The sequence below is a fragment of the Pseudalkalibacillus sp. A8 genome (assembly GCF_045920555.1).
Taxonomy (GTDB): domain Bacteria; phylum Bacillota; class Bacilli; order Bacillales; family Fictibacillaceae; genus Pseudalkalibacillus.
On record NZ_CP174509.1, the window covers coordinates 571279 to 592482 of the forward strand.

General features: G+C 43.4%; 22 protein-coding genes. 20 read left to right on the forward strand and 2 right to left on the reverse strand.

Translation table 11 applies throughout. The features are described 5' to 3' along the window. Positions 1 to 28: 28 nt before the first annotated feature. The 14 genes from ACJROX_RS03000 (at position 29) to ACJROX_RS03065 (ending at position 14365) form a co-directional block, all read left to right on the forward strand. Positions 29 to 940, forward strand: coding sequence for a dihydrodipicolinate synthase family protein (locus ACJROX_RS03000; protein WP_408009299.1), 912 nt, complete (start codon positions 29 to 31; stop codon positions 938 to 940). Positions 941 to 991: 51 nt separating this feature from the next. Beyond that, positions 992 to 2140 (forward strand): galactonate dehydratase, encoded by a 1149-nt coding sequence (gene dgoD / locus ACJROX_RS03005; RefSeq protein WP_408009300.1) that lies wholly within the window; start codon positions 992 to 994, stop codon positions 2138 to 2140. Next, positions 2140 to 3120 (forward strand): sugar kinase, encoded by a 981-nt coding sequence (locus ACJROX_RS03010; protein ID WP_408009301.1) that lies wholly within the window; start codon positions 2140 to 2142, stop codon positions 3118 to 3120. The genes dgoD and ACJROX_RS03010 overlap by 1 nt, the downstream gene beginning before the upstream one ends. A gap of 9 nt (positions 3121 to 3129) precedes the next feature. Then, entirely contained in the window at positions 3130 to 3735 is a 606-nt protein-coding gene (locus tag ACJROX_RS03015) for a bifunctional 4-hydroxy-2-oxoglutarate aldolase/2-dehydro-3-deoxy-phosphogluconate aldolase (protein ID WP_408009302.1), read from the forward strand. 219 nt (positions 3736 to 3954) lie between these two features. Then, positions 3955 to 4587 (forward strand): bifunctional precorrin-2 dehydrogenase/sirohydrochlorin ferrochelatase, encoded by a 633-nt coding sequence (locus ACJROX_RS03020; RefSeq protein WP_408009304.1) that lies wholly within the window; start codon positions 3955 to 3957, stop codon positions 4585 to 4587. A 229-nt stretch (positions 4588 to 4816) separates the two neighbouring features. Continuing rightward, entirely contained in the window at positions 4817 to 5140 is a 324-nt protein-coding gene (nirD, locus tag ACJROX_RS03025) for a nitrite reductase small subunit NirD (protein ID WP_408009305.1), read from the forward strand. Positions 5141 to 5295: 155 nt separating this feature from the next. Beyond that, the gene (gene cobA, locus ACJROX_RS03030) at positions 5296 to 6081 is read left to right on the forward strand and encodes a uroporphyrinogen-III C-methyltransferase (protein WP_408009306.1); all 786 of its coding nucleotides are present in this window, start codon (positions 5296 to 5298) and stop codon (positions 6079 to 6081) included. Next, positions 6078 to 6833, forward strand: a complete 756-nt coding sequence (locus ACJROX_RS03035) for a sirohydrochlorin chelatase (protein WP_408009307.1) — start codon at positions 6078 to 6080, stop codon at positions 6831 to 6833. Before cobA ends, ACJROX_RS03035 begins: the two co-directional genes overlap by 4 nt. 25 nt (positions 6834 to 6858) lie before the next feature. Further along, entirely contained in the window at positions 6859 to 7914 is a 1056-nt protein-coding gene (locus ACJROX_RS03040) for an anthranilate phosphoribosyltransferase (protein WP_408009308.1), read from the forward strand. Positions 7915 to 8553: 639 nt separating this feature from the next. Then, positions 8554 to 9552 (forward strand): LacI family DNA-binding transcriptional regulator, encoded by a 999-nt coding sequence (locus ACJROX_RS03045; RefSeq protein ID WP_408009309.1) that lies wholly within the window; start codon positions 8554 to 8556, stop codon positions 9550 to 9552. A gap of 59 nt (positions 9553 to 9611) precedes the next feature. After that, positions 9612 to 11045 (forward strand): aldehyde dehydrogenase family protein, encoded by a 1434-nt coding sequence (locus tag ACJROX_RS03050; RefSeq protein ID WP_408009310.1) that lies wholly within the window; start codon positions 9612 to 9614, stop codon positions 11043 to 11045. A 15-nt stretch (positions 11046 to 11060) separates the two neighbouring features. Next, entirely contained in the window at positions 11061 to 11552 is a 492-nt protein-coding gene (locus ACJROX_RS03055) for a hypothetical protein (protein ID WP_408009311.1), read from the forward strand. 107 nt (positions 11553 to 11659) lie between these two features. Then, positions 11660 to 13156 carry a sodium:solute symporter gene (locus ACJROX_RS03060; protein WP_408009312.1) on the forward strand — a complete coding sequence of 499 codons (1497 nt, stop codon included), beginning with the start codon at positions 11660 to 11662 and terminating at the stop codon, positions 13154 to 13156. A gap of 33 nt (positions 13157 to 13189) precedes the next feature. After that, positions 13190 to 14365, forward strand: a complete 1176-nt coding sequence (locus ACJROX_RS03065; protein WP_408009313.1) for an iron-containing alcohol dehydrogenase — start codon at positions 13190 to 13192, stop codon at positions 14363 to 14365. A gap of 50 nt (positions 14366 to 14415) precedes the next feature. On the opposite strand, the gene ACJROX_RS03070 is transcribed toward ACJROX_RS03065, so the two are convergent. Next, positions 14416 to 14835 (reverse strand): hypothetical protein, encoded by a 420-nt coding sequence (locus ACJROX_RS03070; protein WP_408009314.1) that lies wholly within the window; start codon positions 14833 to 14835, stop codon positions 14416 to 14418. A gap of 164 nt (positions 14836 to 14999) precedes the next feature. On the opposite strand from ACJROX_RS03070, the gene ACJROX_RS03075 reads away from it, so the two are divergent. Then, on the forward strand, positions 15000 to 16058 hold the full coding sequence (locus ACJROX_RS03075; RefSeq protein ID WP_408009315.1) for a tartrate dehydrogenase: 1059 nt from the start codon (positions 15000 to 15002) through the stop codon (positions 16056 to 16058). Positions 16059 to 16362: 304 nt separating this feature from the next. Here the strand turns inward: ACJROX_RS03075 and ACJROX_RS03080 are convergent, their stop codons facing one another. Continuing rightward, on the reverse strand, positions 16363 to 17061 hold the full coding sequence (locus ACJROX_RS03080; protein WP_408009316.1) for a DUF1287 domain-containing protein: 699 nt from the start codon (positions 17059 to 17061) through the stop codon (positions 16363 to 16365). A 258-nt stretch (positions 17062 to 17319) separates the two neighbouring features. Here ACJROX_RS03080 and ACJROX_RS03085 point away from each other — a divergent pair, with 258 nt between their 5' ends. The 5 genes from ACJROX_RS03085 (at position 17320) to ACJROX_RS03105 (ending at position 21132) form a co-directional block, all read left to right on the forward strand. Continuing rightward, the gene (locus tag ACJROX_RS03085; RefSeq protein ID WP_408009317.1) at positions 17320 to 17604 is read left to right on the forward strand and encodes a S8 family serine peptidase; all 285 of its coding nucleotides are present in this window, start codon (positions 17320 to 17322) and stop codon (positions 17602 to 17604) included. Positions 17605 to 17671: 67 nt separating this feature from the next. Further along, complete coding sequence (locus tag ACJROX_RS03090) at positions 17672 to 18517, forward strand: S8 family peptidase (protein ID WP_408009318.1); 846 nt, start codon at positions 17672 to 17674, stop codon at positions 18515 to 18517. A 211-nt stretch (positions 18518 to 18728) separates the two neighbouring features. Further along, a complete protein-coding gene (locus ACJROX_RS03095; RefSeq protein ID WP_408009319.1) occupies positions 18729 to 18989 on the forward strand; it encodes a hypothetical protein in 261 nt (86 codons plus the stop codon). Between the two features lie 381 nt (positions 18990 to 19370). Continuing rightward, positions 19371 to 19574, forward strand: coding sequence for a hypothetical protein (locus ACJROX_RS03100; RefSeq protein WP_408009320.1), 204 nt, complete (start codon positions 19371 to 19373; stop codon positions 19572 to 19574). A gap of 295 nt (positions 19575 to 19869) precedes the next feature. Further along, positions 19870 to 21132: an ATP-binding protein gene (locus ACJROX_RS03105; protein ID WP_408009321.1), complete on the forward strand. Its 1263-nt coding sequence runs from the start codon at positions 19870 to 19872 to the stop codon at positions 21130 to 21132. The last annotated feature ends 72 nt before the right edge of the window (positions 21133 to 21204 follow it).

A 21204-nucleotide genomic window follows, 5' to 3' on the forward strand; every position in this document is an offset into this window, starting at 1 on the left:
CGTTTAAATAGGATAGGAGTGTAATAGAATGACGCGATTTCACGGATTGATCCCGCCTGTACCGACAATCGTCAATGAAGACAATCAAATTGACATAGATGGGATAAAAGTTGTCATCGACCATCTTATCGATGAAGGTGTCAATGGATTGTTGTTCCTCGGTACACTAGGAGAGTTTACCCAATTAAACTTGGAAGAGCGGAAAAAGGTTGCAGAGATTGCGGTTGAGCATGTAGATGGACGCGTGCCTGTGATCATCGGTACGGGGAGCACGAATACACGTGAAGCGATTCAGTTGAGTCGTCACAGTGAATCCATCGGTGCGGAGGGGATCATTGTCATCAACCCGTATTATACCCCTTTGAGTGAAGAACACCTACTCTATCATTATGAATCGATCGGAAATGCGGTTAGGCTTCCATTGCTTCTCTATAATTTTCCGGCGTTCACCGGGCAAGACTTGAATCCTGACCTGATCAAGAAGTTGGTTGAGACGATCCCGACGATATCAGGGATCAAGGACACCGTGGATTCGGTCGGACATATAAGGGAAGTCTTGTTGAAGGTGAAAAATGAACACCCGGAATTTTCGGTCTTATGCGGATATGATGACCACTTGCTGCCGACGTTGGCAGCCGGAGGAGATGGAGGGATATGTGCAAGCGGGAATTTTGCGCCGCACTTAGCTCTCGGATTGTTAGGAGCATTCGAAAACCAGGACTTTGAACAGGCGGTGGTACACCATCAACAATTGGTTTCCATTCCGCAAATTTATAATCTGGACACGCCTTTCGCGAATGTTATCAAGGAAGCGATGAAACAAAGCGGAATGGAAATCCCTGCACATGTCCTTCCCCCTGCCAAACCACTAAGGGAAAATAAGAAAAAGGAATTGATCGAAGTCCTTAAGGGGGCGGATCTTCTTTCAGTAAAGAAATAGATCGAACGTGTAGAACCTTCTTTATCAAATGGATGAAATGAGGGATCCTCTATGAAAATAGAAAGCTACGAGCTATTCCAAGTACCACCACGTTGGTTGTTTCTAAAAATCGTAACCGATGAAGGCATCGTTGGCTGGGGCGAACCGATCGTGGAGGGAAAAGCCAGGACAGTCAAAACGGCTGTGGAAGAACTGATGGACGGATTGATCGGCAAGGATCCGCTTCGTATTGAAGATCATTGGAACATGTTATATCGATCAGGCTTTTATCGAGGCGGACCGATCCTGATGAGTGCACTATCAGGGATCGACCAGGCTTTGTGGGACATAAAAGGGAAGTACCATCATGCACCTGTCCATCAATTGATGGGAGGACCATGCAGGGATGCGATCCGAGTCTATACATGGATCGGAGGCGACAGGCCTTCTGATGTAGGGGAAGCGGCGAGGAAAGCTGTTTCCTCCGGCTTTACAGCCATCAAAATGAATGGGACCGAAGAACTCCAATACATCGATTCATACGCGAAAATCGATGAGGCTGTGGCGCGGGTTGCTGCGGTTAGAGAAGCTGTCGGAAATGAAGTGGGGGTCGGGATCGACTTCCATGGAAGAGTCCATAAACCGATGGCCAAGGTTCTGGTGAAGGAGTTGGAACCGTATCGTCCGATGTTCATAGAAGAGCCTGTCCTCCCGGAAAACAATGAAGCATTGAAAGAAGTTGCGAAATATACATCGATTCCAATCGCAACCGGGGAAAGGATGTTTTCCAGATGGGATTTCAAATCTCTCCTTGCTGACGGATTTGTCGATATCATCCAGCCTGACTTGTCCCATGCAGGCGGGATCACCGAAACGAAAAAAATCGCCGGAATGGCTGAAGCGTTCGACGTCGCCCTTGCGCCGCACTGCCCTTTAGGCCCGATCGCATTGGCTTCTTGTCTTCAGGTCGACGCCACATGCCATAACGCCTTCATCCAAGAACAAAGCCTCGGGATCCATTACAACAAAGAAAATGATCTTCTTGATTATATGGCTGATCGGACTGTATTCAATTATGTGGATGGTTATGTCAAAATACCCGATGGCCCTGGTTTAGGTATAGAAATGAATGAAGAATATGTACAGAGAAGGTCAGAAGGCAGTCATGATTGGAAAAATCCCGTTTGGCGCCATAAGGATGGAAGTATAGCAGAATGGTGATGGACAAACAGAATGAAAGGCAGGTGCAAGCTTTGGATCTCATAACGATCGGTGAAACGATGGTTCTGTTCGAACCGTTTGACGATGGGTCCATCCAATATACGAACGCTTTCCATAAAAGGATCGGGGGGGCGGAATCGAATGTAGCGATTGGATTAAGCAAACTCGGTCACTCTGTAGCATGGGTCAGCAGACTTGGTGATGACCCTTTCGGCCGTTATATTTATGCTTATGTACGCGGGGAAGGAGTCGACGTAACCAAGGTGACGTTCGATTCCACCGCTCCCACTGGAATCTACTTCAAAGAAAAAGGGACGTTCAATCAGACCCTTGTCCATTATTACCGTAAACTGTCGGCAGCCAGCAACATGGAACCTGGTGATGTAGATGAAGAGATGATCAAGAAGGCGAAATACCTCCACGTAACCGGAATCACACCGGCTCTCAGCAATAGTTGCCATCAAACCATCCTTCATGTAGTCAAGGTGGCGAGGGAAAATGGGGTGAAGATCATTTTCGACCCGAACCTACGGAAGAAATTATGGGGCGAAGTGGATTATATCCCAATCATGAAGGAACTGATTAAACAGTCGGATTATTTCCTTCCAGGGACGGATGAATTGCATGCTCTATTCCCGGATAGGGATGAGAAAGGGATCATTGAAGAGCTATTGGCTCATGGTGTTGAAGCAGTAGTCCTGAAAAAAGGTGCTGAAGGTGCTTCCTATCATGCGAAGGAGGATTCTTCAGAAGTCGACGGTTATCCGAATGATCAAGTGAAAGATCCTGTCGGAGCAGGTGATGGATTCGCAACCGGCTTCATCTCTGGTCTGCTCGATGGCCTTACACTCTATGATTCTGTCAAGAGAGCGAATTTGATCGGTTCTATGGTGACTATGGCAAAAGGTGATTGTGAAGGGTTGCCTTTCCGGAAAGATCTGTTGAGTTACGCGGAAAATACGAGTGATGTACAAAGGTAGGAATCCATCATGTTGAAAATTGATAAATTGAAGAAAGATAAAGTTGTCGTCATTTTTCGGAAGGTGCCTCAGGATACATTGAGGCCCATGATCGACCTTCTGCTCAAACATGGATTGAAGATCATGGAAGTTACCCTGGATAGCCCCGCAGCACTGGACTCCATCCATTCGTTGAAGAAGGAGTATGGAGATGAGATCGTCCTTGGTGCTGGAACGGTCACAATCGTCGATGAGGTCAAGGCTGCACAGGAATCAGGAGCCGAGTTCATCATTTCGCCCCATGTCGATCGAAAGGTGATCCAGGCTACGAAAGAGAAAGGGTTATACAGCATTCCTGGCGCTATGACACCCACTGAGATATACGAAGCCCAATCCTCAGGAGCAGATATGATCAAAATTTTCCCGGCGTCTACATTAGGTCCTGACTATATCAAACAATTACGGGGGCCGTTTTCCAACCTGTCCTTTATGGCGACAGGCGGAATAAATGAGAATAATAGTGAGGCTTTCCTGAAAAATGGGGCAGCTGCATTGGGAATCGGGTCAGCCCTTACAAAACTAGGGGAAAAAGACGCTGAATCATTCATCAAGAAATTGAAATCAATCCATGTATAAATAGTCCGATGGATAAATCATTAAAAAGCACTGCTGTTCATCCGGCAGGCTTTTTTCCTGTGTATGGTTTATAATGAATGGAAATTCTGAAAAATAGCTTTTGTTAAATACGAATGGTGATTGCTGAAGCGCCCGCAGAAAGGGAGTTAATTTTGGATCGATCAACAATAACCTTTAACGGAGGCTGAAAATTAACAAAAATGAAAAGGAAGTGGACTGATGTTCCCGATCATGGTTGATTTACAAAAGTATAAAGTGGTTGTAGCCGGCGGGGGTAAAGCAGCTTTACAAAAAATCAAGAGTTTACTTCGGTTTGACATCCATGTCCATGTCTTAAGTCCTGAATTTCATGATGGGATACGTCAGTTGGCTGATCAAGATAAAGTAACCCTACATCAGAAGGAAGTGGCGTATGAAGATTATCAAGATGCTTTTTTAGTCGTTGCGGTGACGAATTCGACTTCAGTAAATGAATATATCTCCAAAACAGCCAAGCATCTCGTCGTGAATGCTGAAAAACCCGAGCTTGGAAACAGCATCCTCCCGGCTTCTGTCAATCGAGGGAAGCTTGTACTAAGCGTATCAACTGGAGGGGCAAGTCCCATGTTGGCAAAACAATTAAGGAATCAGCTCGAAGAACAATTTGATGACTCCTATGAAGCATACTTGGATTTTTTATATGAAAGCAGGATGGTTGTAAAAGATAGTGGTTTACAAGAAGAAGCTAAGAAAAAGTTGCTGCGGGAAGCTATACAGCCTGTCTTTTTGGAATCAATCCAACAACGGGAAAAATTTCTTGATAAACTGAAGCGGGAGATACGTCCAACTTCATGGAATCGAAATATGCCATGAAATAATAGTAAATAAAAGTTACTTTCTAAATCAGGATTCTAGGGTGAAAGTAACTTTTTTACGGCTTTCTATAAAAATCCTGTAGGTGAAAAGTAGTAATTTGGACGGAATGTGTCAGATTTTCTTACATAGTTATTGTCATGCATAGTCATTCTTCCTATAATCAGGGCATCATTTAATTCCGAATCGAAGTACCTGCATTGACAAATTAATGAATGGGGGAACCAGTATGGATAAAGTATTAGAACGGATAAGGGTTGCAAATTTAAGTGAATTGCCAAAAAACCTTGGGAAAACAGTCAAAATCGGTCCATATGATATTGCTTTATTCCACTTGGCCGATGGGAAAATCCGGGCGATTGAAAATCGCTGTCCCCATAGGGGAGGGGTCCTGGCGGAAGGCATGATCAGCGGGGAGTATGTTTTTTGTCCGATGCATGATTGGAAAATCAATGTATCAGATGGAAACGTTCAAGCACCAGATACAGGTTGTGTAAAGACGTTCGAGGTTGAAGTTGATCAAGATGAGGTTTTCATCGTTTTGAATCCATAACATCTCTTATATTCGATTGTCATATCCTACACAATCGTACGAAAATCGATCTATTTTTTCTTAGGGAATGACATTAGGATACGTTTGAGGAGAGGTGGAAATAAGATCACCGGTAACAAGTATCCAAAGAGGATGAGCGAAAAGGAGGGCAGCAAATGGGAAAAGTATATCTAGTCGGAGCGGGTCCTGGAGATCCTGACTTGATAACAGTCAAGGCACTGAAATGCATCCAAGAGGCGGATATCATCTTGTATGATAGGCTCGTGAACAAGCGTTTATTGGACGCGGCCAAATCAAATGCAACACTTGTCTATTGTGGCAAGCTGCCCAACTACCATTTGATTGAACAAGAGACGATCAACCATCTTTTGGTTAAGTATGCGAAGCATGGTAAAGTGGTGACCCGTTTGAAGGGCGGGGATCCGTTTGTATACGGGCGAGGAGCGGAAGAAGCGGAAGCACTTGCAATGAATGGGATCCCATTTGAAATTGTACCTGGCATAACCGCAGGAATCGCAGCACCGGCATATGCTGGTATTCCGGTTACACACCGGGATGTCGGCAGCTCGTTTGCGGTTGTTACAGGTCATCGTTCAAAAGGGAAACCTGACGATAAGAATTGGGGGAACTTGGTGAACGGGGTGGATACATTGATCATTTACATGGGTGTGAAAAATCTTCCGTACATCTGCGACTCCTTGCTAAAGCATGGGAAAGATCCCGATACACCAATCGCCTTGATCCATTGGGGGACGACATCAGAACAGCGTACGGTGACAGGGACGCTTCGGACAATCGTAGGTATCGTAAATGCAAAAAAGGTTGAAAATCCAAGTATGATCATAGTCGGTGAGGTTGTTTCATTAAGAGAAAAGATAGCCTGGTTCCAAGATTGCGAGTCGCATAAGGAACGTTTGTCGATAATCGGTGAGACAGTATGAAATCCGTCCTATACGTTTGCCATGGCAGCCGGATGGGGGATGGTTGCCAGCAAGCAATAGATTTGATCGAGGAGATTCAAGAAAATGTCCCTGTTCCGATCCAGGAGATCAGTTTTTTAGAATTAGCCGAACCCACGATCGAAACGGGTTTCGCTCATTGTATCGAAAAAGGCGCGACAGAAGTAGCTGTAGTCCCTGTCTTTTTATTGGCAGCGAGACATGTCAAAAACGATATTCCAAAAAAGCTGGAAGTATTGAAAAAACGGAATCCGCGCGTTTCGGTATCGTTTGGAAAAGTGTTCGGCATCCATGAAAGAATCATAGATATTTTACTAGAGAGAGTTAGTGGAAAGATGATGACTCGTATGGGATCAGCTCCAGTCCTGATTGTCGGTCGTGGGAGCAGTGACCCTGATATGATATCGACCTTTGCAGAAATCGTCAGCCTTTTCCGGAATAGAACACACTATCGAGATGTCAAACCCTGTTTTTTAGCTGCAGCAGAACCTGGTCTCAAGAAATCGCTCTATGAAACTCTCGATAAGGAAGGGGATTCAATCATTGTCATACCTTATTTACTGTTTACAGGGGTGTTGATAAGAGAAATGAAAACGATGATTGATAAAATTACATCCGAAAAGGACATCATCTTATGTGACTGTTTAGGATTTCATCCATATTTGAAAGAAGTTCTGATCGATAGAGTAAACGAAACATTGCAACAAAAGGATGTATTAATCGTTTCAACTTAAAGTTATTTATTGAAAGGGGAATATTATGCAACAATGGATCAAGGAAGTGGCAAGGGGGAAGAGAGGTTCAAGGGACCTTACATATGCAGAAACGAGAAAAGCAGCCCGTCTAATAATAGAGGGTAAAGCAACTGATGCACAGATTGCTGCTTATTTCGTATCACAGCGTTTGAAAACAGAATCAGCAGATGAACTGCTGGCATTCATCCATACTTTTCAGGAAAGGACTGAAAAGCTGGACCTACAGGAGTCAGTCAGTGAAAAACTGATTGATTTTGCCGGACCTTATACTGGACGGAATTCATTCGCTGCAACAATTCCCTCCTCGATTCTGCTTGCTGCAAACAACATGCCATCCTTCCTTCATGGAACGGATTCCTTGCCTCCGAAATATGGAGTTTCACTCAGGGAAATCTTAGAAGAATTAGGTATCGAAACAGATCATGGTAACGAGTCACTTTCCAGGATAGTTGGATCGAGTAAAATCGGATTTGCAAAAACCGACCGATTCTGCTCTCCACTCGTAATGTTACGGTCTATCCGTGAAGAAGTCGGCGTGAGGACATTGATGAACACTGTCGAAAAACTTCTGGATCTATCGTCTGCCCATTCGTTGATGATGGGAGCATTCCACCGGACCGCCATCATTAAAATCGCCCCTGTATTCAAGGGACTACCCTTCAAACGTGTGTATATTGTCCAAGGAGTGGAAGGCTCTGAGGATCTACCGGTCTACAGAAACAGTTTCATTTATACGATCAAAGATGGAATCCTTGATTCATTCATCGTCAACCCTGATGATTACGGTTTATTTGAGGAACTTCCAGGGAAGGATAAACTGACCTCTGAAGAACAAGCGGGCATCATTAACGCTTTATTGAGCGGTGAACGGTCTGGTAATCTGAGGTATTATTATAAACAACTCCTCTTCAACACCGGAGTCCGTTATTATCTATTCGAAGCAGCTCCGACCATCCTCGAAGGAATCAACATCGCAAAAGAACAACTTCAAACACAAAAGGGACTGCAGCAACTCCAAAGATGGAAGCAAAATTCAAAATCAATTCCGACAAACTCCTGAAGGAAGTGTTGTTTCAAATAGAAAATTGTGATTGAGGAAGCAGGGTAATCCCTGCTTTTTTGGTTTGTAAAAATCGTTTTTAGACAAGTGAGAACAACATTGAAGAATATCTAAATTTTTCCTTAAATATACTACATATGGTTGTAGGGATAGTGCATTTTCAGAAGGAAAAAGAACCACAAAAAAGAGGAAGTAGCAACAGAACAAGCAAGCTGACTTTCTTTTAAAGATCTACATCGGTATAATACCGGTGTGGATCTTTACTAGGTTTTGTTAAATATTAATGTTTAACAAAACGAAATTCATGACGATCCTGTGGGAAAAAACGAACCAGGAAGCCCCGTATTGATGAATGAGCGAAGAGGATTGCGGTTTGATCCCTAAAAGGAGTGGATTTTACAAAATCAACGCTATGGAGCGTTCATAGAGCAACTCCATCTGTTTTTTCGCGCTCGACTGTCCGTAAAAACGCTCATAGAGCACTTACACCTGTTTTTTCACGTTACCTAAAGGGTTTACCTTTGCCTATTTTGGATTGATCTTAATAAAAATATTTTCAGAAAATTGTTGACATAACGTTCTTTTTTTATTAAGGTGTTGTCAAGAAGTTATGAATACGTATTCATAGGAGAAAAAGCCATGGTTTCATCTAAAGATGTTGCAAAACATGCTGGGGTATCCCAGTCTACAGTATCCAGAGTATTGAATGATCCATCAAAAGTCAGTAAGGTTGCCCGTGAAAGCGTTATTAGAGCGATGGATAAGTTGAACTATCGGCCGAATTCGATAGCCCGATCTCTCGTCAATAAAAAAACGAAGTCGATCGCATTGATTTCTGGTCCCCTGCACAACCCTTTCTTTGTGGAGACGACAACTTCGATTGTCAACTATGCAAAAAAATATGGGTATCACACAAATGTACATTTCGAAAATTATGGTGATAACATGTCTGTCTATAAAGATGTTCTGAGTCACCAGGTTGATGGGATCATTCTTTCATCGATTTTTTATGATGATCCGATATTCGAAGAGCTCCAGAAGCTGGATATCCCATCGATGATGTTCAACCGTAAACATCGTAAAGGCGGGCATTATGTCGAGATTGATAACATTGCAGCCGGTAAAATGGCTACTGGATACCTGTTGGAACTTGGACATCGAGATATCGCATGGATTGGCGGGGATCTGAAAACCTCAACTTTCCATGGTAGATACAAAGGCTATCATGATGCACTTGCTGAACGAGGCATCGAGGTGCCTGATCGTTTTATCCAAGTGACGGACACTACAACCGAAGAGATTCATCGTGCATTGGAATCAATCCTGGCAATGAAACGTCGTCCAACTGCCATTTTTGCTGCTACGGATTCGATTGCGATTTTCATACTCGATTATCTGCTGGAAAGAGGGTACTCTGTACCAGATGATATCAGCTTGATCGGGATGGACAATATCGAATGGAGTGCCCATAAAAGTTTCAGATTGACGACAGTAGGTCCTAGGGGTTCTGAAAATCTTGGTCAGCTGGCTATTGAGAATTTATTAGATTTAATGGAATCAGAAGAAATAGAAGAGGAAATAAACATCACGATTCAACCACAGTTGTATATTAGAGAGACAACGAAGGAACTTGGTTAGTTCTCTCTTTTTTCAGAAATTTTGAATACGTATTCATTAAAGGTTGGAGGAGAAAATATATGATAAAAGGCTTGTTTATTAATGGTAAGGAAGTTGAATCTGCGAATACGTATGCAGTCATTCAGTCGCATACAGAAGAGGAAATTGCACAGGTAGCAGATGCAACAGAGGAGGAAATGCAGGAAGCGATTGATCGGGCACATGAAGCTTTCAGAAAAATGAAAGCGTTGACATCGAACAAACGCGCAGAAATCCTTTATAAAGCCGCTGATTTACTTGAAGAAGAAAAAGAGGAATTTGCCAGGGTCATTGCGCTTGAAGCATGTAAGCCGATTACAGCAGCCAGAAGCGAAGTCGACCGTTCTGTTCAAACCTTGCGTTTTTCTGGAGAAGAAGCAAAGCATATTGCTGGAGAATACATTCCGTTAGATGCGGCAAAAGGAGGCGAAGGGCGCGATGCTTATACGATTCATGAACCGATTGGAGTAATTGGTGCAATCACACCATTCAACTTTCCACTTAATCTAGTCGTTCATAAAGTCGGACCTGCCCTTGCTTCCGGTAACACAATCATCGTAAAACCCGCAGAGCAAACACCGCTTTCAAGCTTGAAGCTGGCTGGGTTGTTTACAAAGGCTGGCTTGCCTGATGGTGCTTTTAATGTCGTTCCAGGGGAAGGTCCGAAACTTGGAAAAGTGATGCTGGAAGACTCTCGTATACAGAAAATTTCCTTTACAGGCAGTCCGCAAGTCGGAAAGCTGATCAAGAGCCAGGCAGGCTTGAAACGGGTAACGCTTGAGCTTGGAAGTAATTCTGCGCTTTATGTGGATAATTCAGCAAGTGATTCACTTCAAAAGATAGCTGGAAAAGCAGTTACAGGCGCATTCATCTATAATGGCCAGGTTTGTATCAGTACACAGCGCATTTACGTGCATGAAGGAATGTTTGAAGCATTCAAACAGGCATTTGTTGAGAAAACGAATGAGTTAGCCTTTGGTGATCCGCTTGATGATGAAACGATGGTGACAAGTTTGATCAACAAAAAATCACAAGAACGCATCCTAAGCTGGATTGACGAAGCGGTTGAAAATGGAGCGACTCTACTAACGGGAGGAGAAAGAAAAGCCAACGGCATCCTCCCGACAGTTTTAACAGGTATCCAATCATCTGACAAAGTTTCATGCCGGGAAATTTTCGGGCCTGTCGTGATTTTACAGCCTGTCCAAAACCATGAGGAAGCTCTCCAATTGATGAATGAAAGTGATTTTGGTCTTAATGCAGGGGTCTTCACAAACAATTTACAACAGGCGCTTAAAATAGCTCATAGCCTGGATGTCGGACAAGTGCTTGTCAATGATGTTCCTACGACTCGTTTCGATCACATGCCATACGGTGGGGTGAAAGACTCCGGTTACGGTCATGAAGGGATCAAATACGCCATCAAAGAAATGACACGGCTTAAGATGATCAGCTTAAACTATTGCTGCTTTTAAAAAGGGGTGACAAAAATGAAAACGATACCAATTCGAGATAGCGGAGCTGATTACACAAGAGAGCTATTACTCTACTATCCGTACCTTTTCTCCAAGTGGAATGTCGAGTACAAGCCATTCATTGGGCGTAAAAAGATCGATCTCCGGTTCCTGATGACCAATCTTGTGAAAGGAGAAACATCATTGATAGATCAGAGGCTTGAGACCGAAGAAACCTATATCGATCCTGGAATCATTCTTCCCGCGAAATGGACAGAGAATCATGCCCTTGAGGAAGGACATGAATTTTTAAGACGGCATTACATTCATAAAATCCGTTCGTGGAGTTTCCCTGAAATCACTCAAGTTGAATCCTTTCTGATCTACTTGCCTTACGAGATCTATCGGGAGGAGGTGAAGAAAAAACCTCAACTTGTACTTTATGAATCTATTTCGGAGCAAATTGATAGAGTTGATCGGTATCCTGAAATCGAAAATTTCTTAAAATCAAGGGGTGTATGTTCATGACGTTTCTATATATAATGGCAACTCTCATTTTAGGGACATGGGGTGTCATGGCTTTCATTTTATTCAAAACAAACCTGTTAAATGATAAAGAGTGAGGTGTGTAGGGTATGGAAAATGCGATTGTGACTTATTCTTGGATTTTGATGTCGATCTTTTTGCTTGGCATGATCATATTCGGATATATCGGAATGAGGAAAACAAAGAGCTCGGATGACTTTGCGACAGCGCGTTCGAGTTATGGGCCGATGACGGTAGCCTTGGTCATTGCTGCGGGCATCTCTAGTGGGTCCACGTTCATGGGGATGCCGGGTCTCGCTTATAACCTTGGGACACCAAGCCTTTGGTACCCGCTGTTATACCCGATTGCAACGGTGTTCGGGATGCTGTTCGTGGCAAAAGCGATCAAACGTTATGGAGATGAATTCGGAACACGTACGATCCCAGAGTTTTTGGGAGACCGCTTCAACAGTGAATTTTTGCGGATCGTACTGACGATCATTTCGATTTTATTGATTTTCTATGTTGTATCCCAATTCGTCGCAGCTGCGACCATGTTCCAGACGATGATGGGTGTAAAGTATGAAGTCGGGCTTTTCATCACAGGCATCGTCCTTGCCATCTATGTATTCATGGGCGGTTCGCATTCGGATATCATGACCGATGCGGTCCAAGGATTCTTGATGGTGATCACCGCCATCGTAGTATTGGTTTGTTTCTTATTCAGTGTCGGTGTCGATGGCAACTTCGGTGATATGATCCAGATCATCAAAGAACGTAACCCGACCGGGGCCTTCGACCAGCTCTTCATTCCGGGAGATAAAACATACGGGGCATTCTGGCTTGTAGCGCTGCTTTTCGTCGCCCACTTGCCATTCAGTGTCCTTCCGCATCTCGGGAACAAGTTCATGGCAGTACGGTCGAACAAAGAAATGAAAAAACTCATCATGTTTTGTACGATTTTCGCGACAATCTTGCCATTGATGGCGCTTGGTGGAATGTTAGGTATTGCTGTTATAGATCCAGGGGCAAATATTACGCCGGACCAGATCATCCCAGTATTATTCAGTGAAATTTTCCCGCCTTTCGTTGCTGCATTTTTCGCAGTTGCCGTTTTATCTGCAGTCATGTCGACATCAGATGGTTTGATTGTATCGTTGACCCAGTTGCTCGCAAATGATTTGTATCGCAAGACAATCGTACCACGGATCAATATTTCAAAAGAGAAGGCTGAACGGAACGAATTATTGATCAGTCGCTACTCCACTTTCATCGTGATCATTGCTGGAATCATGTTTGCCTGGTCACCACCGAAATTCTTATCTGTGTTTATGTGGATCGGAATTGGTGGGATTGTATCTGCAACAGCAGGGCCGTTGATTGTAGGAGGCCTTTGGAAACGTGCTACGAAGAAAGGGGCGATCTTTTCCTTGTTAGCAGGTACATTGACGTATTGGTTCGTCTATCTGCCGTTCGGACTTAATTTTACAAACCCGTTCGGTGCAGCCGGGCTTGGTGTTCTTGTGGGAATGCTCACCATGTTCGTGTACACCAAATTAGCGACACCAGTCGTTTCTGAAGAAAAAGATGAACGACTGACTGGTTGAAAAAACAACTAGAGAAAAATTGGAGGAGATACCATGCATTCATTCGTTTCACCCTTAAAACTCATTACCGGAGAAGGGTCTGTTAAACATGTCGCGGACATTGTCCACAAGTTCAATGCTGAAAAAGTGATGATTTTCGCTGATCCTGTCGTAGTGGAGGTAGGCCTTTCAAAAGGGGTTGAAGAAGTCCTGCAACGTGAAGGTATAGAATATTCCCTATATACGGAGGTCGAACCAGAGCCACCTTTGAACATAGGGGATCAAGCAGTCAATGCTGTCCGTGAATTCAGTGCTGACCTTGTCATTGGAATCGGGGGAGGAAGCTGTCTTGATATCACGAAAGCAGCTTCTGTACTTGCCAAAAATGAAGGGACAGTCCGAGAGTATTTGAATCTATCGGGTACAAAAACCCTAAGTTCCCGTGGATTACCGAAAGTATTGATCCCAACAACAGCGGGCACAGGTGCAGAAATTACAGATATCGCTGTATTTTCATTAGAAGAAACGAAAGATGTAATCACACACGAGTTTTTGCTGGCTGATGTGGCGATCATCGATCCTGAGTTGACATATACGTTGCCTTCAAGAGTAACTGCTTCTAGCGGTGTCGATGCCTTGACACATGCGATCGAAGCTTATATCTCGGTCAACGCGACAGATCTTACCGACGCCCTTGCACTCGAAGCGATTCGAAAAATCAAGAGAAACCTTCGTACAGCAGTATGGCACGGTTCTGATAAAGCAGCACGACGAGAAATGGCGTGGGGAAGCATGATTGCTGGTCTAAGCTTTTATAATGCTGGGGTATCAGGCGTTCATGCGCTGGCATACCCGTTAGGCGGCTTGTTTAAAATACCGCACGGCGAATCCAATGCCGTTCTGCTTCCTTATGTATTCGATTATATCTGGCCAGCTTGCTTGCCGAAAATGAAAGTGTTGGCCCGTGAATTCGGGTTGCCGACAGAAGGCAAAAGTGATCGTGAGTCAGCTGTTTCGGTTGTGAAAGCATTGCAGGATCTCGTGAAGGATGTCGGGCTACCAACGACCCTCCAAGATTACGGAATCAAAGAGAGTGATTTGGATACACTTGCGAAAAATGGAATCGAGCAGAAACGTCTTCTTGTCAGAAGTCCCAAAAAATATACTTTAGAATCAACAAGAGAAGTTTATGAAGCGGCCTTCAAAGGCGAGCTTAAGCTTGGTCAGTAATGAGGGGGAAGAGCGTCTCTTTTAAAGAGAGGCTCTTTCTTTTAACCATTCTAACCGCAAACATAATTGATACTGCTGGAATTTACACGTGGTCCAGGCGTTGTATCCGGACAAGTTACAGTGAATGTGATTTCAAAACGTGTACCATTAAAACTTAGAATTAAATTACAGATATCTCTCTCGGTCGAGTTACCGAGAAAATCAAGATTTTGATTGTTCAGGTTTCCACTCAAAGTGATTGGAACATTTTCCAAGGGAACACTAATTTGTAATTGACCAGCTGCATTGAAAACCCTGCCTTTTCCACTAAGAACACACTGTTCACCGCATTCCCCTGGAGTCACGACTGTGATGGGGAAAGTATCGTTCGCTGGTTGATCTGAATTGGGATTCAAGCGGATGGTCCGAGGAGCTCCTAAAACGATACGGCAATTACTGCGAGAGCTACCGGATCCTTGTTGAAGATTCATTTTGTCACCCCGTTTCCTTAACATCACTTTTAATTTATGTCAGAAATATTAAATTGGCGTCACCTTATTTAATAGTTTATGATGATAGAAATAGTAGGGTTTGGACATTTAGAGGAGAAATAAAAGATTCATAGGATTATTATTTGAATTCAGGAGGGCTGGAGATGAAAACCTATAAAATAGGTGTTGTACCGGGTGATGGAATCGGTCCTGAGATCATGCCTGGAACATTAGATGTGTTGGACACACTGGCTGAGGTACATGGTGGTTTCAAATTGGAGTACAGCCATTATCCATGGAGCTGCGAGTATTATCTTGAGCATGGCGTGATGATGCCTGAGGATGGTGTTGACCAGTTATCCCAGCATGATGCTGTCTTCTTAGGTGCAGTCGGAAATCCGAAGCTTGTCCCGGATCATGTGTCACTCTGGGGGTTATTGATCAAGATACGCCGAGAATTCGAACAGGTCATCAATGTAAGGCCTGCAAAGCAATTACCGGGTATCGAATCACCTCTTCACCGGCCGAACGGATTTGATTTTGTCATTGTCCGTGAAAACAGTGAAGGAGAATACAGTGAAATTGGCGGAACGATTCACCAAGGTGAGGATGAAATCGCGATTCAGAATGCTGTTTTTACGAAAAAAGCAACTGAACGGGTACTGCGTTTTGCTTTCGAACTTGCGAAACAGCAGAACGGCAAGGTTACGAGTGCTACGAAGTCGAACGGAATCGTTCACTCGATGCCATTTTGGGATAAAACCGTAAAGGAAGTGGCAGAGGGTTACGCCGATGTAGAAGTAGAATCGACTCATATTGATGCACTGTCAGCCTTCTTGGTGACGAAGCCTGAGTCATTTGATGTTATTGCAGCCAGTAACCTGTTCGGGGACATCCTGAGCGACATCGGTGCTGCCATCATGGGAAGCATCGGGGTAGCGCCGGCAGGGAACATAAACTTGAACGGTAAGTTTCCATCGATGTTCGAACCGGTTCACGGGTCTGCTCCAGATATCGTCGGGAAAGGCATCGCAAATCCGATCGGGCAGATCTGGACGGGGCAAATAATGCTTGAACATCTTGGAGAGAAAAAAGCAGCAGATTATCTATTGAAGGCCGTAGAGGAAGTACTTGCTGATGGTGTGAAAACTCCGGACCTGAAAGGAAACGCAACGACGACTGATGTGATCAGTGAAATCAAAACACGGATTACTGGATTATAAGAACGTAAATGGAGATCGCCCCTTGGAGGCTATCTCTTTTTTAATGGTGTCGAAAAAAGAAAGCGAACTATAGTAATCCATCTGGCGATTTATGACGGAACCCGTCTGTAGGACATTGCATCTTAACGAGGGTTACCCGGACTCCTTGGTATTTTGGAGGGAAAAATCGCACAGAGGAAAGCTGGTTTCGACCAGCTTTTTTCGAATTCTATTGAATGAATCTTGTAAATTCAATACTAATTTTGTAATTTTTGAGGATAATTCTTTAAATCAACATTAGCTGAGAATTGAAAAGTCGCCACACTTAGTATTTCCATCTATAGTGACCTGCAATCGGTGTTCTGAAGGAAGAGAGCTTCACTTCAGCTGCAAATGGCTGGTTATTATGGATGACGTAGGGTGTTCCGTCCTTCGCACGTTTGTCAGAAATGACAGCTACATGATGGAAACCATCCAAGAATAAGACGATATCACCAGGCTGCCATTCTTTTAGATTTTTCACATCACCAGGAATGAGCTCTGTCGTCAAGGATTCGGTAAATCGCTCGAAAAAGACGAATTGATTAGGTACTCTTCGAAAATCAATATTCGGATCCGGGGTATTGTTGACTCTTGGATATAAGTCCGTATGCTCGGCGATATCTTCATCCATAAGTTCTTTCAATGAAATATTTGCTCCCTTTAAGCCGCGCCAAATCACATCTGTACATACACCTTCATTATCTGGTGGGTAGCCGCCTGAGTAGTACGCACTCTTATATTTAGTGCGTTGTTCAACTTCTTTTCTCGCGGAATTCACGATATCAATCGGATCCGTGACCCCATTATTATTTACGTCGTCAGTGGAGTGGGATTGAGGTACTTGAACGGTTTTAGAGAAAGGGTAGTTGAAATGTACACCAAGTGAATCCAAGATGATGCCGTCTCTGAAGAAAAGGGCAAATGAAAGGATGCCCCCAATGATAACGATGGAAATGATGCCAATCTTTTTTAATACCCGCAAATTTACAACCCCCCATTTTCACATATATATCCCTAATTTATTTCTATTATAAGCCAACATCCTTTAAAAGAGGGAGTCTGAATGCTCAGGTTATTGGTTTTCTTTGGAAAGTAACTATTCTTTTTATATTGGGAAAAAAGACACTGAACAACCCCTATTTCTCCGCTAAAATTACTTGGTGTTTCCCAATATCGTTTTACAGGAAATAGAAGTATTTGACGTAATTTGTTAACGAATACATTTTGAGGGAGGAATAGGATGGAATTCAAAAAACTTGCTACACTGTCACTCGCTGCGTCAATGGCACTTTTTCCAATGGTAGGGGAGGCTGCAGTCAGTGATCAGCTGGAAGCGCCAGAAAAGTCGAATGTCGTCAATGTCTCTGATGAAGCAGGAAAGTATGTAAAAGTGGAAGTCATCGTCAAGTTCAAAGACAAGGCTGCGAAATCTGCTCAAAGCAGTACGCTAAGCAAAATCGGAGCAAAAGAAGTAGCCGATGATGACGCTGTAAAATCTGACTTCAAAGTTTTAAAAGCAGGTTGAAGCGGCTGTCAAAGCGCTCGAGAAAAATCCAAATGTTGAATACGCTGAGCCGAACTACTCTTTCAAAGTGAACTGGACACCGAATGATACGTATTATAGCTATCAATATGGGCCTCAAAACACAGATACTCCGAGAGCCTGGGATATTGCTAGAGGAAGCAGCAATCAAGAAATCGCCGTACTTGATACAGGAGTCGATTACAACCATCCGGACTTGGACGGTAAAACGATCCGAGGATACGATTTTGTCGACAATGACTGGACACCGATGGACCTGAACGGACATGGTACGCACGTCGATGGAACGGCTGCTGCTGAAACGAACAATTCCCGAGGGGTAGCAGGTATGGCTCCGAGTACTGACATTCTTGCAGTACGTGTTTTAGATGCGAATGGAAGCGGTTCACTAGCGGATATCGCAGATGGCATTCGTTACGCGGCTGATGCTGGAGCAGAGGTTATCAATCTATCCTTAGGTTGTAACTGTGATACACAAACGCTTGAGGATGCCGTCAACTATGCTTGGAACAGAGGGGCGGTCATCATTGCTGCTGCAGGTAACGATGGTGTGAGCACGACTTTCGAGCCGGCTTCTTATGCGAATGTCATCGCGGTTGCTGCTGTCGATCGTTACGACAGATTAGCTTCTTTCTCTAACTATGGTTCTTGGGTGGATGTAGCAGCGCCTGGTGTTGATATTGCATCAACATATCCGAATAACGGTTACGTATACATGTCTGGAACTTCGATGGCGTCTCCACATGTTTCAGGTCTGGCAGGATTGTTGGCAGGACAAGGGCGTAACAACTCCCAAATCCGTGCGGCTATCGAAAATACAGCTGACAACATCAGTGGCACAGGATACTATTTCTATCACGGAAGAATCAACTCTTACGATGCTGTAAGATACTAGAATTTGTTTGCAATTTATTTTTCAAAGGGTCTTATCCCATATGGATAAGGCCTTTTTCTATTTCCTGGTTCCTATCATATGAAATCCCGATCTTAAAAAAATCCATAAATGTCTATGAAAATTTTCTATGAATCTAGTCTATTGACCGTTACGGAATCTTTCATTCTCAATATACTAGTATTACTCCTAGTACAAAAGGAGGCTTACAAGTATGAGTCTTGGGAATCGTGAAAAAGAGATAAGAGCAGCAATCGACGCTGCAGTTGAAGCGGCAATGGCAGCGTTGAAAGAAGGTGGCCCATCTGCTGCTGCAGTAGCGATCCGAGAAAAAGACCTTGCAGCTGCATTATCTGTTGCAATTGGAGATGATCCGACGGCAACAGCGATTGCAACTGCCATTACCAATGTTTTCGAAGAGTATCGATTACCGGTCCGAACACTTACTCCACCTCCTCCTATTGAGTTTCCATAGCCTAAGTTTTGACCCGCGTGAAAGAACATCCTTGATAAAACCTGCATTCTGTCCTCTCTAGCAATTGATTTCTATTTTCTATGCAAAGGAAAGGCTGGTTTTGCACCTCATACGCTTAAATAATAGAATTTAGATTTTTTTTACTAGAGTCGGACAAGCGCTGGTTCTATTAAAACCAGTAAGTCTAGGATTTTGTCGGTTTTCGGGAGGTGATCGAAGAAGCATTGTCATCAATTTGTGTAGTTGCTTTGCAGTAATTATCGGAAAGTTGAACCAGGGGGTTATTTCTGAAAAGTTTAAGCGGTAATATGGCCAAATGGTCACATGGACTTTCACAATGTACACGTACAAAGCTCTCTGGATTAAAAGGAGGTGAAATGTATGGGATTATTCGGAAATAATAACAATACCGTTGGTGGTGTAGGAGCAAATAATGATGATGACCGCCGTAAGAAAAAAGCTGTAGCCTTTGCTAAAGCTAAACGTGATAAAGCTGTCGCTTTTGCAGCAACAGGTGTTGATATTAAGCGCCTGCTTGAAGCAATCGGCGGCGTAGAAGACGATGATAATGACGACAGATGCTAATGGCTAAATGCAAAAAATGAAAGTACCAGCACTTCTCCTGCTGGTACTTTTTATGGTATATAATGCCTGTATCATCGGTGCCTGGCACCATTCCAGAAGCCTTGGCGCAGAAAGAGTTTGCATCGGTGCTGGTACCGGTCTATTTGACTATCTATCTTCAGGTATATCTATTATTTAGGTAGGATTTCGTGGTTATCTTTCAAAATATTGTAAAAATATTTAGATGTAAAAAGGAGAATTATATCAGGTGTCGTATTACTAGTATGGATGTCCTGATTATTTTATGGAGGTATAAATGCTTGCTGAAAAGCTATTGCTTCATGTATTGATTTTCCTTGTCCCTGTTCTTATATATGGTGTTTTGTTCCAAAAACGTCGCATTGATCAATCCCCATACAGCTATGGACTCTTACATGGATTTGCGGCGTTTCTTTGTATGGTTTTTGCATATCATAACTACGGTCTGTACTGGGATTTTAGATATGTTCCGCTTGTTTTGGCCTGTTTATATGGCGGACCTATTTCTGGCGGAATCGTTTTGGGGTTTATATTACTTACCAGGACATTTCTAGGTGGTGATGCGCTGCTGTTCGGGTACATAAGCGGTGTTATGGCAGCAGTGCTCCCATTTCTTTTTACGAAAAAATTCATGAAATACAAACCGAAGAAGCGGGTCACGCTGGCGATTGTCATTGGTGGTTGGCCTGCCTTTGTCATGCTGGGAATTCTGTTAGCATTCATGTTTACTCAAGGGTTTTCAACGAACAAAGAAATCCTCATCAATATTTTCCTTTTCGGAACAATCCAGATTATTGGAATCGGATTTGCTGCCATGTTGAATGAATTGGTCATCGAGCGGCATATCATGAAGCAGGAAATCCAGCGATCTGAAAAATTAAATACGTTAGGGGAACTTGCAGCATCCATCGCTCATGAGGTACGTAATCCGCTCACTGTTGTAAAAGGCTTCCTTCAAATGATGAAGGCCGAAAGAAAAGGCGACAGCTATGAATACATTCCCCTTGTCCTGAGTGAATTGGGACGGGCTGAAGCGATCATCAATGATTATTTGAATTTTGCCAAGCCGGAATTCAAGAAAATCGAAACTTTCCGATTGTCAGACGTCATATATGAAGTGATGTTTCTCATGGATGCACTCGCTGTAAAACAAGGTGTGGAACTCATAAATGAATTTGATTCCAATTGCCTTATAAAAACGGACCGGAACCAGTTGAAGCAAGCCCTGATCAATTTTGTCAAAAACGCAATTGAAGCGACAGGCGTAGGTGATTCCGTAACCATCGGAGTGAAGCTTTCTGGAAACAATGTGATTGTAAAAGTTACAGATACAGGCAAAGGCATGAATAAAGAGCAGCTGAAACGGATAGGAACGTTGTTTTACACGACTAAAGACAAAGGGACAGGGCTCGGGACCACAGTTTCACTCAGAATCATCCAATCGATGAACGGAAAAGTAAGCTATAGAAGTGAACCGAATGTCGGAACTGAGGTAACGGTCTGGCTGCCTATCGAGAGTCCGAAGACGAAGGCTCAATGATAAAAATGATACAGGTTGGTTTCTCATTGTAAAAACAGGGTATTAAAAGCGTGTAGAAAGTCCCGTTTATTA